The organism is Phaeobacter italicus (assembly GCF_019801785.1).
Classification (GTDB): domain Bacteria; phylum Pseudomonadota; class Alphaproteobacteria; order Rhodobacterales; family Rhodobacteraceae; genus Phaeobacter; species Phaeobacter italicus.
Genome location: NZ_JAHVIJ010000007.1, coordinates 143,759 through 159,729, shown reverse-complemented (window position 1 = coordinate 159,729; position 15,971 = coordinate 143,759). Strand labels below are relative to the sequence as shown.

Annotated in this window: 8 protein-coding genes; 4 read left to right on the top strand and 4 right to left on the bottom strand. The window is 57.7% G+C overall.

The window, feature by feature from the left end:
• Window positions 1-41 precede the first annotated feature (41 nt).
• The 3 genes from KUV39_RS16590 to KUV39_RS16580 form a co-directional block, all read right to left on the bottom strand.
• Window positions 42-938, bottom strand: a complete 897-nt coding sequence (locus tag KUV39_RS16590) for a PhzF family phenazine biosynthesis protein (RefSeq protein WP_222460374.1) — start codon at window positions 936-938, stop codon at window positions 42-44.
• Window positions 939-1,027: 89 nt separating this feature from the next.
• Window positions 1,028-1,981 carry an alpha/beta fold hydrolase gene (locus KUV39_RS16585; RefSeq protein WP_209035258.1) on the bottom strand — a complete coding sequence of 318 codons (954 nt, stop codon included), beginning with the start codon at window positions 1,979-1,981 and terminating at the stop codon, window positions 1,028-1,030.
• A 283-nt stretch (window positions 1,982-2,264) separates the two neighbouring features.
• Complete coding sequence (locus KUV39_RS16580) at window positions 2,265-4,316, bottom strand: ATP-binding protein (protein WP_222460373.1); 2,052 nt, start codon at window positions 4,314-4,316, stop codon at window positions 2,265-2,267.
• 244 nt (window positions 4,317-4,560) lie between these two features.
• Here KUV39_RS16580 and KUV39_RS16575 point away from each other — a divergent pair, with 244 nt between their 5' ends.
• Window positions 4,561-5,916, top strand: coding sequence for an ABC1 kinase family protein (locus KUV39_RS16575; protein WP_244998418.1), 1,356 nt, complete (start codon window positions 4,561-4,563; stop codon window positions 5,914-5,916).
• Between the two features lie 217 nt (window positions 5,917-6,133).
• The gene (locus KUV39_RS16570; RefSeq protein ID WP_222460372.1) at window positions 6,134-7,447 is read left to right on the top strand and encodes an MFS transporter; all 1,314 of its coding nucleotides are present in this window, start codon (window positions 6,134-6,136) and stop codon (window positions 7,445-7,447) included.
• Window positions 7,448-7,561: 114 nt separating this feature from the next.
• Here KUV39_RS16570 and KUV39_RS18745 read toward each other — a convergent pair whose 3' ends face one another.
• A complete protein-coding gene (locus tag KUV39_RS18745) occupies window positions 7,562-11,995 on the bottom strand; it encodes a PA14 domain-containing protein (RefSeq protein ID WP_222460371.1) in 4,434 nt (1,477 codons plus the stop codon).
• Window positions 11,996-12,177: 182 nt separating this feature from the next.
• Here KUV39_RS18745 and KUV39_RS16560 point away from each other — a divergent pair, with 182 nt between their 5' ends.
• Together KUV39_RS16560 and KUV39_RS16555 are read left to right on the top strand one after the other, a co-directional pair.
• Complete coding sequence (locus KUV39_RS16560) at window positions 12,178-13,884, top strand: ABC transporter transmembrane domain-containing protein (protein WP_222460370.1); 1,707 nt, start codon at window positions 12,178-12,180, stop codon at window positions 13,882-13,884.
• Window positions 13,881-15,971 carry an ABC transporter transmembrane domain-containing protein gene (locus KUV39_RS16555; protein ID WP_222460369.1) on the top strand — a complete coding sequence of 697 codons (2,091 nt, stop codon included), beginning with the start codon at window positions 13,881-13,883 and terminating at the stop codon, window positions 15,969-15,971. Before KUV39_RS16560 ends, KUV39_RS16555 begins: the two co-directional genes overlap by 4 nt.

The window sequence follows — 15,971 nt, the reverse complement described above, 5'->3', positions numbered from 1 at the left end:
GCGGCCCGCCTGCAGGGCAGGCAAGCAGGCCATCCACAAGATCAAGTGATATCGCGCGCCTGACCTGAGACTGCGACGGGCGCGCCTTTCTCTGGGCTGATGCTGACCCGCAACCGCGAGGGAACACCCATATCGTCGCCTTGCTCGATGCGGATTTCTGCCCGCGCAGCGTCAGCGGCTTCCTTTGGCGACCAATCCAGTGGCCAGTCGATATCCCGCAGATAACCTGCCAGTGCGGCCGCTGCGGCCCCGGTTGCAGGATCTTCAAGCACTCCGCCAATAGCGAAGGCATTGCGCGACAGAAACAGCCCGTCCTCTCCAGCCACGATCAAATTGATGGTGGTCAGACCGTGGCGCTCCATCAGACGGCGACCATCCGCGAGATCATATTCCATTCTGGCCAACCGGTCGCGTTGTCGCAGCGCGAGAACAAGATGGTCATTGCCTGCGTTTGCAATGGCGGGAGGCAGTGCAGGATCAAGATCCTCTTCGGACAGGTCAAACAGCGCAAGCGCTTCGGCCAACACGGCCCCTTCAGCCGGGCCGCTTCGTGTTGGGGGGGATTGCAGCTCAATCAGAGTTTTGCCGCTGTCGTCGGTATGGCTTGCGACGCTGATGTCACCGGCGTTGATGCGCAGGTCATAGCGTGCCGGCCCCTTCAGATCGCTAAGGGCCCGCCCCAGCGCAATGGTCGCATGGCCGCAGAAATCGACTTCACCTTCGGGGGAAAAATAACGCACGCGCCAGTGTTCGCCATCTGGGCTTGCAAATGCGGTTTCGGAATAGCCGACTTCTGCGGCGATGGCTTGCATCTCGCTATCGTTGGGGGCGTGATCCGTGATTAAAACCCCGGCTGGGTTGCCCCCCTCGTGACCAGAGGAGAAGGCAGCAATGCGGCGAAGGTTTCCAAGATCGGGTGAAATATGAGTGGTTGTCATCTTTTTGTTCCTTTTCCTGCCAGCTGTAAGAGCAGGACAAATTTGTAGGTGGGCGCCCGCCCTGATGCGGACGCCTGGGTTGTCTGTGATCAATTCGTGGTGCGCTGCAGAAAGTCGCGGATTTCACTGGCAATTTCCGATCCGTATTCTTCCAGCGCGAAATGGCCGGTATCCAACAGATGGAACTCCACGTCTTTCAGATCCGCCTTGTAGGGATGCGCACCCTCGGCAGGGAAAATGTAGTCATTCTTGCCCCAGACGATCAGAGCAGGGGGCTGATGCTCGCGAAACAGAGCCTGCCACTTGGGGTATTCCGGCACGTTGGTGCCATAGTCCAGGAACATCTCCAACTGGACCTCTTGGTTGCCAGGGCGATCGAGGAGATACTGCACATGCCAGAAGTTGTCGGGGCTTACCTTGGAAACGTCCCCAACCCCGTGGGTGAATTGCCATTTCGTTGCATCGAGGGTCAGAAAGGCACGCAACGCATCGCCGTTCGCGACAGAAGGCTCGCTCCAATATGCCTTGATCGGGTCCCAGAATTCCCGCAGGCCTTCATCATAGGCGTTGCCGTTCTGGATGATGAAGCCGGTCACGCGCTCTGGATGCTCTGCAAACATGCGGAAGCCGACCGGTGCACCATAGTCCATCAGATAGACGCTGTAGTCTTCGACGCCCTTGCTGTCGATCAGTTTGGTCACGATCTCGGCGGTATTTGCGAAGCTGTAGTCGTAGTTTGCCGCGTCAGGCATATCTGACGCACCGAAACCGGGATAGTCGGGCGCAATCACATGATAGCTGTCTGCGAGCTCCGGGATCAGGTTGCGGAACATATGCGACGAGGTTGGAAAGCCATGCAGCAGCAAGAGGGTCGGGTTTTCGGGATCACCTGCTTCACGGTAGGCGATGGTCAAACCATCAATTTCTGTTGTGTTGAGGGCGACAGAGAATGGGCTTTCTCCTGCCAGGGTCGCGGTGGGAAACAGGGTGCTCGCTGCTGCCAAGACGGCAGAGGTTGCGGTGGATTTGAACGTCAGTTTCATTTTGTGTCCTTTAACATCATGAAAGGTAGCCACTTTTTCAGAGTTACTAGAAACTGTGACTTGCCTTGTTTCGATGATCTCAAGGTGGACAGATCTGTCTTGTTTTGCAAAAGACTAATCGTGATGGCGCTATCACAAAAGTTGATATAATTCCGTAATCACCCGTGTTTTCGTGATATTTCCGTGTGTGTCGGGGGTGAAGATTTTCTGGATCTGTCAGACTGACACAAGAAAAACCCCGCTTCCGGGGGAAAGCGGGGCATCAATTTTGGCAGGATAGCGTTTACCCGGTTTTGGAAACTTGCCGACCGGTCTGCGCGGTCTTTGGATCAAGAAGCGGCAGGATCTGTGCACCGCCCTTTGGGTGCGGAAATGTCACCTCAAATACACTGCCGCGCGGCTCTGCCGGTTTGACACTCACTGTGCCGCCCCAGCTCGCGACTGTTTTCTTGATAAAGGCAAGTCCAAGACCCGACCCATCTGTCTGCGTCGACAGACGTGTGAAAGGCTCAAATATCTTTTCTCTGAAAGGTGCGGCGATGCCGGGGCCGTCGTCCTGCACGAGAAGGGTAAGCCCGCTGTCAGTTTTCCGCGCACGCACAGAGATGCGCCCGAAGTCCTTGTCGTGATGTTTGATCGCGTTCGTCAGCAGGTTGCGCATAACCATGTCAAAGGCGGTCGCATTGACCAGAAGATCAGGCATGTCATCGTCGATCGTGATCTGAAAGCCCGAGCGAGGCTGCGCCAGATGCAGCACGTCTTTCAGACGCTCGCTGGGAGAGATCAGCTCAACCGTCTGGTTCTCACTGTCGGTCGTGGCATAGATGGAGAGATCTTGAACAAGCCGCAACATCTGTTGGGCGACATTTTCGAGCTGCACCCAATTTTCCCGTACCTCTGGCGGCAGTTCGATGCCTGCGGCGGTCAGGTCTTCACCGATGAATTCAAGCAGAGCGATCTGATTGAACAGAGGTGTCTTGAGGTCATGAGCGGCAATCGACGTGAACGTCCGCAACTGTTCATTCGCAAGCACCAAGCGATCTGCCTGGTCCTTGATCGTGTCCTGCTGCTTCTGGTGTTCGGTAATTTCCACACGGATGGTGGCATAGTGGTCCTTGCCCAAGGGAACATCGCGACCTTGGAAAACGCGCCCATCGCCGAGGCGAATGATCCGAATGGTATCTCGGCCATTTCGCATGTCGTCGATGATCGTTTCCACGCTGTCGGCGATGGCGGCATCATCCATGTCATGTGGCACGGTTCCGTCACTGTACGATCGGGTGAGCAGTTTGCGCAGTGTCGCACCTGAGCGCAGACCCGGCACCATCTGCGGAAAGATCAACTCCATCCCCTGGTTCCAGTGGACCGCCCGCAGATCCTTGTCGAAAATGACCACAGCGGCGGCAACCTCGTCCAATGCGCTGATCAAAAGCTGGTCGCCTTTGCGGGCGCGCAACAGCTGTTTCTCTCGGCCGCGATAGACCAAGGCACGATAGCCCAGAAACCCTGCAACAGCAGTGAGCAATAACGCCAATCGCGCGGCCCAGATCACGATAGGATCGTCGAATAGCGAACTGTCCCGCCCAAACCATTTCTCACGAAGGTCCTTAATATGCGCCTTGTCGAGACCAGAGCGGATCACCCGGTTGAGATCTGCCTGAAGCGCAGTGTTGCCGGGAGGCAGGTAGAGAGCGGCGGCGCTTGAAATGAGTGCGGGTTCAAGAGGCGCGACCGCGCCGTCAAGGCCGGCACTGCGCAGACGTCTCAGATAGCTGTCCCGCGATGTCACGATGGCATCGATTTCCCCATTGAGCAGCGGCATCAGCATGTGGTCGCTTTCGTCAAACTCCACGACATTGGCGAAGGGCACTTTTTCCGCTCCCTTGAGGGCAAAACTGCCAGTGACTGCGCCGATGTTCCCGCCCGTCAGATCAGATAAATCCTCGACCGGACCCTCTGTCGCGACGAATGCGGTGAGGTCAAAGCTGCCAATCTCGTCGGTTGCGATGGCCTCCTCAAGCCGTGCGGGTGTCAGGGCCAAAAGCGACGTCAGATCAGCGCGCCCATCTTTCAACGCCGCCATCATCCCGGCCGGATGGCCACCAGCGACAAAGCTGACATCATATCCCGCCTTTGTTGCGATATGGCGGATGAGATCAATGGCGTAGCCACGCGCTGTCCCGTTGTTGTCGGTGTAGGAATAGGGATTGAACTCACTATAGCTGACGCGGATCGGACGCGTCTGGGCCAGGGAGGAGTCAGGGAGAATACTGCAGATGACAGCAAGGGCTGCCCAAAGAGACGCAGTGATCCGGTGCAGAATACTAAAGTTCAAAATCAATCCTATCGGTCACTGAGTCTGACTTCCTGTATTGAGGTCAGAAGGTGAATCTAGCGTTAAATGAACGCCGTGGACGGGTGCAAGTTTGTGTTATTTGTAGCTGTGCTTACATGTTCGGACTGCGCACATACTGCAACAGCTGTTTTCGATGCATTGGGTTTGGGCGCTCTGCCAGTTGACGGCCCTGCTATCCGATTTAGCTGCATGTCAGTGTAAGCTGAGTGGTGGAGCAGCAGGTATGTCAGCAAAAACAGGCAAGATGCAGCCCAGACCGGTTCCGACAGGGCGCGTTTCTCGTGCGTTTCGCGTTGGCGGGGTTGCGGCGCATCTGGCGGGCCAGGTCGCCGTGGGAGGCATGCAGGCGGTCTTGCGCGGGACGCGGCCTTCGCTGCGAGAGCTGGCCGTGACACCGGCAGCGCTTGGTAAACTCACGTCCGAGCTTGCCGCCATGCGTGGCGCTGCGATGAAATTGGGCCAGCTGCTGTCTATGGATGCTGGCGATATTCTTCCGCAGGAGTTCGCTGTTATCCTTTCACGTCTTCGGGCAGAGGCCGACTTCATGCCGCCTCGTCAACTCAAACAGGTGCTCGATCAGAATTGGGGGGAAGGCTGGCAAAAGCGGTTTCGACGATTTGATGTCCGGCCAATCGCGGCGGCCTCGATCGGGCAGGTTCATCGTGCGATCCTTCCTGATGGCCGAGATGTTGCGGTCAAGGTCCAATATCCCGGCATCGCCCAAAGCATTGACAGTGATCTGTCCAATATTGCGAGCCTGCTGCGGGCGTCGCGGTTGATCCCTGCCAGCTTTGATCTTGATCCGTATCTGCAGGAAGTGCGGCGTCAGCTGCACGAAGAAGTAGACTATCAGCGCGAGGGCAACCAACTGGGATGGTTCGGCGAGCAGCTGATGGCGGAACCCAGGTTTCTTGTGCCAGAACAGTGTCCGCATCTGTCTACGGACTCGGTTCTTGTGATGCGGTTCATGCAGGGCCAGCCGATTGAAAAAGCTGCCAGCGCTGCGCAGTCGGTTCGCGACGGGATCATGCGAGACCTTTTCGCCCTGTTTCTGCGCGAGTTGTTTGAATTCTCGGTGATGCAGAGTGATCCGAATTTCGCAAACTACCTCTGGCAGGAAGATACCGGATGTATTGTCCTGCTTGATTTCGGAGCGACCCGTTCCCTCGCGGACGAGACGCCAATGGCCTACCGCGAGTTTCTGCGGGCGGGGCTGGGGCTGACCTCAGAAGTGTCGCTGGAGACAGCGGCGGGACAGTTGGGATTTCTGCCAACAGATCTGAGCGCGGATCAGAAAACACGCATCCTGGCTATGATGACGCGTGTTTTCGATGCTCTGACAACCGGAGAGGCGTTTGACTTTGCCGACACCTCATTGGCCCAGGAAATTCAGGCTGAGGGCTTTGCCCTGATGGAGGAGCGGGTGGCGCCACCCGCAGTTCCGATGGACGTTTTGTTCGTGCAGCGAAAACTGGGTGGCCTCGTGCTCCTTGCAACCAAACTCGGTGCAAGGGTCGATCTGCGCAGCTTGTTGGATCCATATCTGGGACAGTCATCTTATCATTCCGCAGCGGAATAGCACCGGCTACGCGAGCCCCGATGTTTTTGCATGGCTGGCATACCCTTGGCGCGCCGCTTTTTTTGATGCTTGTCAAAGGTTTGCCATTTAAAGGGAGCAAGACAGAACCATGCTGTGTGGAATATGCTTGATTTCCAACAGCGTGGATTTTTCAATTGGGTATTGTTGCTTCAAGAGGTGCGGGCGCCGTCCGACCACGAAGTGAGATGAGGAATTTATGGTCAAAAGTCTGCTGCCTTTGACGGCCTTGTTGATGGGATCCGCGTTTCTGCTTTTTGCGGGAGGCGTCAACAGTCTTATTCTGCCGATCCGCGGTGAAGCAGAGGGGTTCAGTGCAGCGGCTCTTGGTTTGCTGGGGACGGGTTGGGCCATCGGCTATGTGGCGGGCTGTCTGCGCACGCCGGCCCTGGTGGCGAAGGTGGGCCATATCCGTGCCTTTGGTGCCATGTGTGCCATCGCTGCCATTGCCGTTCTGATGTCCCTTCTGTTGGTGACACCTTGGGTCTGGGTGCCGGTGCGCGCCTTGTCCGGGTTCTGTTTTGCCGCCGCAGCGATGGTTGTCGAGAGCTGGTTGAACGAGCGGGCCGATGCTGCTTCTCGCGGGCGCATCTTTGGCATCTATACTATGGTCAACCTGATGGCGACGACAGCCGGGCAGATGGTTCTCACCCTGGGAGACGCCTCTGGTTTCTTCTTTTTTGTTTTGGCAGCAATGGTTTACTGTCTCGCTCTCTTGCCAACAGCGATCAGCGCGACAACGACACCCCGCCCGCTGACACAGGTCTCGCTGAACCTACCCGCTTTGTGGAAAAATTCCCCCATCGCGGTTTTTGCAGTTCTCATGGTGGGCGTTTCCAATGCATCTTTTGGTACGCTTGCCGCTGTTTATGCCGCGCGGATTGGCCTGCCGCTGACCGATATTGCGCTGTTTGCCAGCATTCCGATCCTCGCGGGGGCCGTTATGCAGCTGCCGGTTGGCATTGCATCGGACCGCTATGACCGGCGTGTTGTCTTGCTTGGCATTGCGGTTCTGGCGCTGGTCGCCGATGTCCTTTTCATCACCGTTGGCGGTGCCGGGCCGTTGGTGGCAATGGGTCTTGCGGCGTTGTTTGGTGCGACGGTTTTCACCATGTATCCGGTGATTGTGGCCCATGCGAACGATCACGCAGAACCCGGCAGTTTCATTCAAGTGAGCGGGGGGCTGCTGCTGGTCTATGGGGTTGGGTCGATCGTGGGGCCGTCAGTGGCTGGTTTTGCGATGACAAGTTTCGGAACGTCCAGCCTGTTTCTGACCACGGGTTTTGCCCATGTGTTGCTGATCCTGTTTGCCATTGTGCGGATCCGCTTTGCTCCGGCTGTGGCGCCCGATGACAAAGGCGCGTTCCAGGCGGCACCTTTGGCGCGGATTTCCACACCGGAAACCGTGGCGCTGGCCGCAGATCAGGAAGAACTGGAGGCAGATCAGCCCGATATTGTTGATCAGGTCGGTAGACCTGATCCGGCTGATATGCCTTCAGTGGATGAGACGTAACAGGCAGAGCGGGAAGAGCCTGTCGGCGCCGTTTACACCCGTCGCGCCTGCCAATGTGGCGCGACGAGGCAGGTGCGAAAGTGGCGCACTACGCATGAACACCAGCGGAGTGCGTTACCAGTCCGTGCGCTCATAGGTCTCCGTGTTGATTTGCGTAACCTCTTGAGCCTCAGGGACGACAACCGGTTCCGCCATGACATCTGGCTCCGCTGCAGGTTCGGCGCTGTCACCGCCGTCACCTGCATCTGGGGCTTCGTCCCATGCTGCGTCCATTGACGCTGTTTCGGCGGCGCCATCTGACATCGCAACCGGTACTTCTGCGTCCGGAAGACCTGCCTCGGGGGCCAAGGTCGTGTCACCAACCGGGATAGAGAAGTCGCTGCTGGATGTGACCGGCGCGCCGTTGAACGCGGTGTCGTTCACAATGATCTCGCCGTTGATCTCGCCTTCATAGCCAGGTGGAGGGGACACTTCCAAAGCGTTGATATTCCACCCAGACAGGTCAACGGGCCCCCCATCGGTCACGATTGCCTTGTCGCCACTTGTGACGATTGTATCTGGTGGCAACCCCTCTACCCCGACTGTAGCACCACTGCTGGCGGCGCTGAGATCAATACCAACCTCAAGAGTGCCGTTTACGTCGACGGCAACATTCTGATCGGCTTGCAGTATCTCGCGCCCGTCTGAATCCGGGCCTTCCCATTCCAATTTGAGCCCGGCGCGGCCGTAGTTTTCAAAATACCGCACTTCAATGTCGTGGGTCCCTGGTTCGAGCTCAATCTGACCTGAGTCCGTGCGATAGCTATGGTTGCCATCATCTTTCACGACTTCTTCGCCATTCGCGTAGACGACGACCCCATCATCTGCAGAGGTGAAGAACGTATAGCTGCCACCCTCTTCCACCGTTACCTGGCCCTGAATCCGGGTGGCAAATGTGTCGTTTGAGCCGTCTTCCCAAAAAGAGTCGTGGCTGTTTTGATAGTCGATTTCGCCCTTATGGTCCTGATGGGTTGGGGTGGCATCCCATTCAACATCGTCCAGCGTGTCGATCCTGTGGTCCACATCGAGGTAATCCGCACGAAAACCTGTCACAAGTTCCGCACTTGGCTCTGTGATATGGGCCTCATTCACGTTGAGAGTGATGGGCTGCTGGATCGCAGTTGTCCCGACGGGGGCCGTGCTGTCCGTCATGTTGAGCGTTGCATCGACTTGCCCAACAAAATCGTAGGGCGGCGTAATCGTCAGCAACTCAGTATCAAAGCCAGTCAGATCAGCGCTGCCACCATCCTCTACCACGATGGTTTGTCCGTTTGACTCCACAACTGTGCCAACGGGCAAGCCCTCGATTGTCAGATTTGTGGCATCGCTCAGTTCGGTTTCCGGATGAGCAACGTTCATCGCAATTGGCATGCCAGAAATGGTTTGTGCCTCTGACATATCGGGCGCCGTGACCAATTCGGGCCCGTCCATGCCAGGGCCTTCCCATTCGAGTTTGAGCCCGGCGTGGCCGTAGTTTTCGAAATATCTAATCTCGATGTGGTGTGTGCCCGGGGGCAAATCGACCTCACCCGATTTTGTCTCGTAGGAATGCAGCCCGTCGTTTTTGATGACGGGCTGACCGTTCACAACCAACTGAGCTCCGTCATCGCCACCCAGATCAAACCTGTAGGTTCCGCCTTCGTCGACCTGTACCGCGCCGCTGATCTCTACACCAAAGGTATCTGTATCGCCGCCTTCCCAGAATGAATCCGCGCTGTTTTCATAATCGATCTGGGAGACAAGCTCTTGATGGGTGGGCTCTGCGTCCCAGTCGACGTCATCAAGCTCCTCAAGGTGATGATCGACATCGAAATATCTGGCCTGAAATCCCGTCGACACCGAAAGATCGGCTGTATCGGCAACACCGATGGTAAATGTCTCTGACGCACTAAGACCGCCGGAATCAATCACCGTTACAGACACATCAACTTCGCTGGCTTCTTCATAGTCCAGTGACGCCGTTTCTTTCAGCCGCAAAACCCCGTCTACGACCTCAAACCGGTCGTCGGAAACCTCAAACATATGGGTGTCATCTTCGTCGGGATCTTCGAAATTCAGGCGGTTGATGATCGCCCCTCTGACATTTTCGGCGACAACATTCTGAACAGAAGTGACCGAAATATTGTCGACCAGCGCACCATAGGTGTCATTCTGATCCGCGGCCTCCCGCAGCTCTAGCGTGTCATTGCCAGTCCCGATCACCTGCATCTCAAAGTTGGTCCACTCCTTGCTGTCGGGGTTCAGCTCCCCCACAAGGTTGTCGTTCCAATAGACTTCTACGGTGTCCGTGCCATTGCTAAGCCGCTCACGCAGATCCATGCCAAGATCGTAGACCTGACCTTCGTTGGTCTGAATGGTCTGGCTGATGCTGTCGATCCCGCGACCGGAATCCATCTCGATGTGCTGCTCGCCTTCTGAGGCAGTGGTGCGCCCCATGTGGTCCCACACTTCGATGCTTGTGTCGGTATCCCAGCCGCCGGAATCATCTTCCCGAAAGGCGCGCCACCGCCCTGTATCAAGGTCGAAGTTCTCAAAACTCCCGTTTTGGACCAGGTTATCGACCTCTGAGCTCAGGCTCAGTCCACTTGGCCCTTCATTTTCATCTGTGACCTCGACGGTGAATCCTTCCGTGTGCGAGGTGCCCGCCGCGTCCGTGACAGTGACCTGTACGTCGATCTGGTCCTCGACCTCATGGTTGAGGGCGACGCCATCCTTCAGTTGCAGCTGGCCGTCGACCACCTCAAACCGGTCATCCGAGACGGAATAGCTGTGCGTGTCCTCTGCGTCTTCGTCCTGCGCCGAGAGGGTGCCGACAACCGCGCCGCCCGCGTTTTCCGAAACCTGCGTGCCGGAGAGATCCATGCCGGTGACCGCGTCGTTGGTATCCGTGACCTCGACGGTGAACCCCTCTGTGTGCGATGTGCCCGCCGCATCCGTGACAGTGACCTGCACGTCGATCTGGTCCTCGACCTCATGGTTGAGGGCGACACCATCCTTCAGCTGCAGCTGGCCATCGACCACCTCAAACCGGTCATCCGAGACGGAATAGCTGTGCGTGTCCTCTGCGTCTTCGTCCTGCGCCGAGAGGGTGCCGACAACCGCGCCGCCCGCGTTTTCCGAAACCTGCGTGCCGGAGAGATCCATGCCGGTGACGGCGTCGTTGGTATCGGTGACTTCGACGGTGAACCCTTCCGTGTGCGATGTGCCCGCCGCGTCCGTGACAGTGACCTGCACGTCGATCTGGTCCTCGACCTCATGGTTGAGGGCGACACCGTCTTTCAGCTGCAGCTGGCCATCGACCACCTCAAACCGGTCATCCGAGACGGAATAGCTGTGCGTGTCCTCTACGTCTTCGTCCTGCGCCGAGAGGGTGCCGACAACCGCGCCGCCCGCGTTTTCCGAAACCTGCGTGCCAGAGAGGTCCATGCCGGTGACCGCGTCGTTGGTATCCGTGACCTCGACGGTGAATGTCTCGATATATTCCGCGCCTTGGCTGTCGGTGACAGTGATGTCGATGGTGATCTGATCTTCGACCTCGTGGTTGAGGGCGACACCGTCCTTCAGTTGCAGTTGGCCATCGACCACCTCAAACCGGTCATCCGAGACGCTATAGGTGTGCGTGTCAGCGCCATTGCGGTCGTTTGTGCTCAGCGTTCCGACGACAGCGCCGTCGTCGTTTTCATTCAGGCTGTTGCCGGAAAGATCCATGTCTTCCGGCACATAATTCGGGGGTGGAGTGTAGGGTGCCGGATCTGGTCCGTCACCGTCACCGTCCGTGTTGCTGGGTCCGCTTACCGCCGGCGGTTGCCCTGTATCGGTTGGCGGCTCCGGCTGGGCGCCATCTGTGCCGGGCTGTGGTTCGGGCTCTTGCGGTTTGCTTGGTTCAGGTGTTTGCGGTGTACGAGGCTCGGAGGGCTCGGGCTCTGTCGGAGTGGCGGGTTCCGTTGGCTCGGTTCCTGGATCTACAGGTGCGGGTTCCCCCCCGGTGTTAGTGGGAGGGGTGCCATCGGTGTTTGGTGTTTTGACACCATCCAGCCCTGGACCGCCGGTGGGAGATCGTGTCGGCTCAGGCCCATCAGGTGCCACCTTGGCAGATGTGTTCGGAGCAGTGCTGGCCGTTCGAAACGCCATGGCATCCTCCCCACCAGTGGGAGAGGGGCCTGTGCTGTCGGGGTTGGGTGCATCAGGGGCGGCGGGCTGCTGGTAGTCGGCCGATTGACCGGTCTGGGCGAGCCCGCGGGGGTCTGAACCTGATGATTGCGGTGATTGTGCAGGTGAGGCGGCCGATGGGTTTGTGCCGCTGCCGGATCCGCTGTCTGTCCCCTCAACATTTTTCTTGGCGATGTAGGCGCCTTCCTGCTGCTCACCGGTGTGAAGGGTGCTGCGGCTTTGATCCTCTGGCGTGACCTGGACGCCCCGAGACAGCTCTGCTGCGAAGGCTTCCTTGTCGTGCTGATCCTTGGTTGCACGGCTTGCAACCCCCTGGCCGCCCTTAATGGTGTCACTCATCACTTTGGTCCTGTTGCGTGCTCAAATCGCAAGCGACCATAAAGTGAAATGGTTAAGGCGCTCTCTCCTTTCTCGAATAATTTGAACTACTTATTCTCGTCCAGCGTGTGACATATTCATGAATGTGAAAGAAGTTACGCGCACACACTGAGTTCAGTGAGTGGTGTGGAATGGGTGCCAAGATGGAAGAATCTGCGTTCAAGGGGCGCGAAACGACCGCCGGGACGAGGTTGCCGATCTTGGCTGCCTCGCTGGCGCTGAACGTGGCCGCGCTGGTCATGCCAGTGGTGATATTGCTGATTTTTGATCGCGTTATCCCTTTTCAGTCCTTGGACACGCTTCAGATGTTGACGCTGTTCTTGCTTGGGAGTGCGGCGTTGGAGCTGATCCTGCGCTGGAGCCGGTCGACCCTTTTGAATGCCACAGCAGAGCAGGCGGCGGTGTCCAACTATCGCCGTTTTGTTGACCGGATTTTACGCGCCAACACGGTGGCCTTTGCGCGGGATGCCGCGCCGATACATCTCGATCGTTTTGCTGCCATCGCTCAATTGCGGGATCACCACGCGGGGCAGAACCATGCCTTGCTGATTGACCTTCCTTTTACGCTGCTTTTTGCGGGGATGATCGCAATGATCGGCGGTTGGCTGGTCATGGTGCCCATTGCCGGGCTGACGGCTGTTCTGGTTTTTTCGCTTTTGATGAAGCGGGCGCAGTGGGCTCTGTTCGATCAACGCAAAACGCTCGACAATCGGCGCTATGCCTTTTTGTCCGAGGTTCTGTCGAGCAGTCAAACGGTCAAGGCAAACCGGATGGAACGGCAACTCACACGTCGTTTCGAGCTGCTGGAAGACCAAACAGTCGACATCAGCCAGAGGCTCATTCGATTTTCCGGCCTGGCGCAGAGCTTCGGCGCGATTTTTGGCCAGCTGTCGGTGGCAGCGATGGGTCTTTTGGGGGCTTATTTGGTGATACAGCAGCAGATCGGCATTGCCGAGATGGCCGCCTGCATGCTGCTGAACGGTCGCATTGTACAGCCGCTGACCAAATTGATGACACTGTGGGTTCAGTCAGAAAATCTCGCGTTGTCGTGGTCCAAACTGCGGGAGGTCGATGCCCTGCCTGTCAACTCCGGAGCAGAGGAAGAGCGCAGCTCGTTTGAAGGTGAGCTGACGCTCGAAGGGGTGAGGCTGGTTAATGAGGGATGCGAGGGCGAGCAGGTCATCGTGCCGGATTTGTGTGTTCAGGCTGGGCAGACCGTTCTGATAGAGGGGAGCGCCGCCTGGCAGAGCCAGGCCCTGTTCGAAGTGATCGCAGGACAGCGGCCTCCCGCTGTGGGGCAGGTCTTGATTGATGGTCAGCCCGCCACCTCAAGAGTGTCGGAGCGCGGCGAAGGGGCCTTGGTGATACTGGAGCCGGATCCAGCCATCCTGTCGGGAACCTTGCTTGAAAACATCAGTGCCTTTGGCGATGAGGCCCGTGTCAGCCGTGCCAAGGATTTTGCGGCTCAACTTGGCCTGGAAAAGCGGGTTCACCGCCTGCCAATGGGCTATAACACCAAGCTGGGAACCGGCAGCGGGTTTGAAAATGATCCTGTGAACCGTCAGCTGATCGCTTTGGTTCGGGTCTTGGCCCTACGTCCCCGGCTTCTCATCATGAGTGAGCCGACTGCCGTTCTGGATACCGCTGAAAGGGACGCGCTGTCTGCCTGCCTTGCCGGACTGGTGGAAAAGCCAACCCTCCTGATCGAAAGCCCGGATCCGCGGATGAAGCGGCTGGCAGAGGTTACATGCAAACTGTCCGCTCTCGACGGTGACGATGTTGCAGATTGGGAGGCCGATGCCCGCCTTGACCGAGATGCTGCAGAAAACCTGAGGAGGGACGTCGCATGAATATGGTTCGCACCCAAGATGCTGGCGCACTGATCAGGGAGTTGTTGGTTGTTGGCGGTTGGCAGAACAATGAGGACACTATTGCAGAGGCGTTTCCGCACCTGTCGGAAACCCTGGATCCGGCCGACCTGATCCAGACGCTCGACAATCTGGAAGTGCCCTATGTCCAGACCACCTGTCTTGAGACGGAAATCACCGAAGATGAATGCCCCGCACTGGTGATCCCGGTGAATGCGCCATGCTATGTTGCGCTCGGCCAGCGGGGAGATATCCTAGAAGTCGCCGACCCACATGGCGAAACCGCTGTTGAAATCCGACCTGCGCGGCGACATTGCACGGTCATTCGGATTGAGAAATTCACCTACCAGCCGTCGCTGCGGGCAAATCAGACCGTTGGTGCATCTTTCTCTGCCCTGCGCCAGATGATGCCGGGTCTGCTCGTTGCGGCGTTCCTTACCAATCTTTTGGGATTGCTGGCGCCGCTTCTTATCATGGCGATCTATGACCGGGTGATCCCATCTGGTTCGGTTGATCTTTTGACATCTTTGGTGGTCGGTGTCGCCATTCTTGCCTTGTCCGATTTCATGTTCCGCAATGCGCGCACACGGGCGCTGGCGTATGTTGGACAAAGGGGAGAGCGGGCGCTTGCTGTTGCCCTTTTTGGCAAGCTGATGAGCTTGCCTCTGGCCCAGCTCAGAAAATCTGACGTCAACCAGCAAATCGCGCGGTTTCGCCAGTTTGAATCCCTGCGGGAGCTGTTCACGGGGCAGGTGATGACCACGCTGATCGACCTTCCGTTTGCGGTGATGTTCTTTGCGGTACTTACCTACTTGGCGCCTGCGGTTGGCCTGCTGACGCTGGGACTGGCCGTGCTACTGGTGGGAATTGGCTTCATTTCACTGCCATTCCAGCAGCGGCTGGATCAGGCAGCGGCAGAAGCAGGCGCTGCAAGCGCAGGCGTTGTGCAGGATGCGGTGGTGCATCAACGCGCCTTGGCGAACCTGGGCATGCAGTCTCAATGGCTTGAGCGTTGCATGCCGCTTGCTGAAGCATCCGAAGCTGCAACTGCAAAGGCGCGACAGCTGCGCAATCTGGTGCAATCCGTGTCGCAGAGCATCGTTGCGCTTGGTTCGGTTGGGGCGATCATCATCAGCGCGCATGGGGCTGTTTCCGGCAGCATGACATTTGGCGCGCTGATTGCGTCGATTGCGCTGGTCTCCAAGGTGCTTGCACCCGTTCAGGCGCTGCAGTCATCGCTCGGGCAGTTGGTCGGCTTTCGCAAAAGCCAGGTGCAGGCCGATCGGGTGTTGGCTTTGCCGGAAGAAATGGAATTGGGTCTGCGCCAATCTCATCAGAAAACGTTGCAGGGCGGGATCACTTTCAAGGGCGTTGGCTATCGCCCGGATCCGCTCAATCCTGCTCTGCTCACGGCGGCGGCGCTGGACACCAAACCCGGTGAGTTGGTCGTTGTCATGGGCCGCGATGTGGCGAGCCGGACCGCGGTTCTGGACCTTGTCAGCGGTCTTGCCAGCCCCTCGACCGGCGCGATTGAACATGATGGGATCGACATTCGCCAGATCGCTCGGGATGAGCTGCGCAAATCGGTGTCCTACGCGACCTATGATCCCCGCCTGTTTTACGGCACAATCAGCCAGAATTTCCGACTGGCCTCTCCTGCGTTGACGGATGCTGATATTTCCAGGGGGCTCGATGCGATCGGAATTGCGGATGACATCAACGCCCTGCCAGATGGCGTGCGGTCGCGGCTGAATGATCGGTTGCTGGCCACCCTGCCGGGAGAGGTCGTTAAGTGTCTGACGCTGGCGCGCACGATGATCCGCCCGTCTTCGATCTATCTGTTCTCCGAGCCGACAAATGGCCTGTCCCAACCCCGCCGTGCGCAGTTCAAATCCTGGCTGGAGGAGCAAAGGGGACACAGTACAGTCCTGATCGCGACCGCAGATCGGTCATTCCTCCAGATGGCAGACCGGGTCATCTTTCTCAATGGTGACAGGGTTGTGGTGAATGACACTGGGGCTGCTGCCATCAAAAAAGTTCAGGCTGTTCTCAAAGCAATGGAAACCTAA

Bases quoted from the DNA above. Each gene is read 5' to 3' on its own strand.
- KUV39_RS16590 (WP_222460374.1), bottom strand. From the start codon at position 938: ATGACAACCACTCATATTTCACCCGATCTTGGAAACCTTCGCCGCATT.
- KUV39_RS16585 (WP_209035258.1), bottom strand. From the start codon at position 1,981: ATGAAACTGACGTTCAAATCCACCGCAACCTCTGCCGTCTTGGCAGCA.
- KUV39_RS16575 (WP_244998418.1), top strand. From the start codon at position 4,561: ATGTCAGCAAAAACAGGCAAGATGCAGCCCAGACCGGTTCCGACAGGG.
- KUV39_RS16570 (WP_222460372.1), top strand. From the start codon at position 6,134: ATGGTCAAAAGTCTGCTGCCTTTGACGGCCTTGTTGATGGGATCCGCG.
- KUV39_RS18745 (WP_222460371.1), bottom strand. From the start codon at position 11,995: ATGAGTGACACCATTAAGGGCGGCCAGGGGGTTGCAAGCCGTGCAACC.
- KUV39_RS16560 (WP_222460370.1), top strand. From the start codon at position 12,178: ATGGAAGAATCTGCGTTCAAGGGGCGCGAAACGACCGCCGGGACGAGG.
- KUV39_RS16555 (WP_222460369.1), top strand. From the start codon at position 13,881: ATGAATATGGTTCGCACCCAAGATGCTGGCGCACTGATCAGGGAGTTG.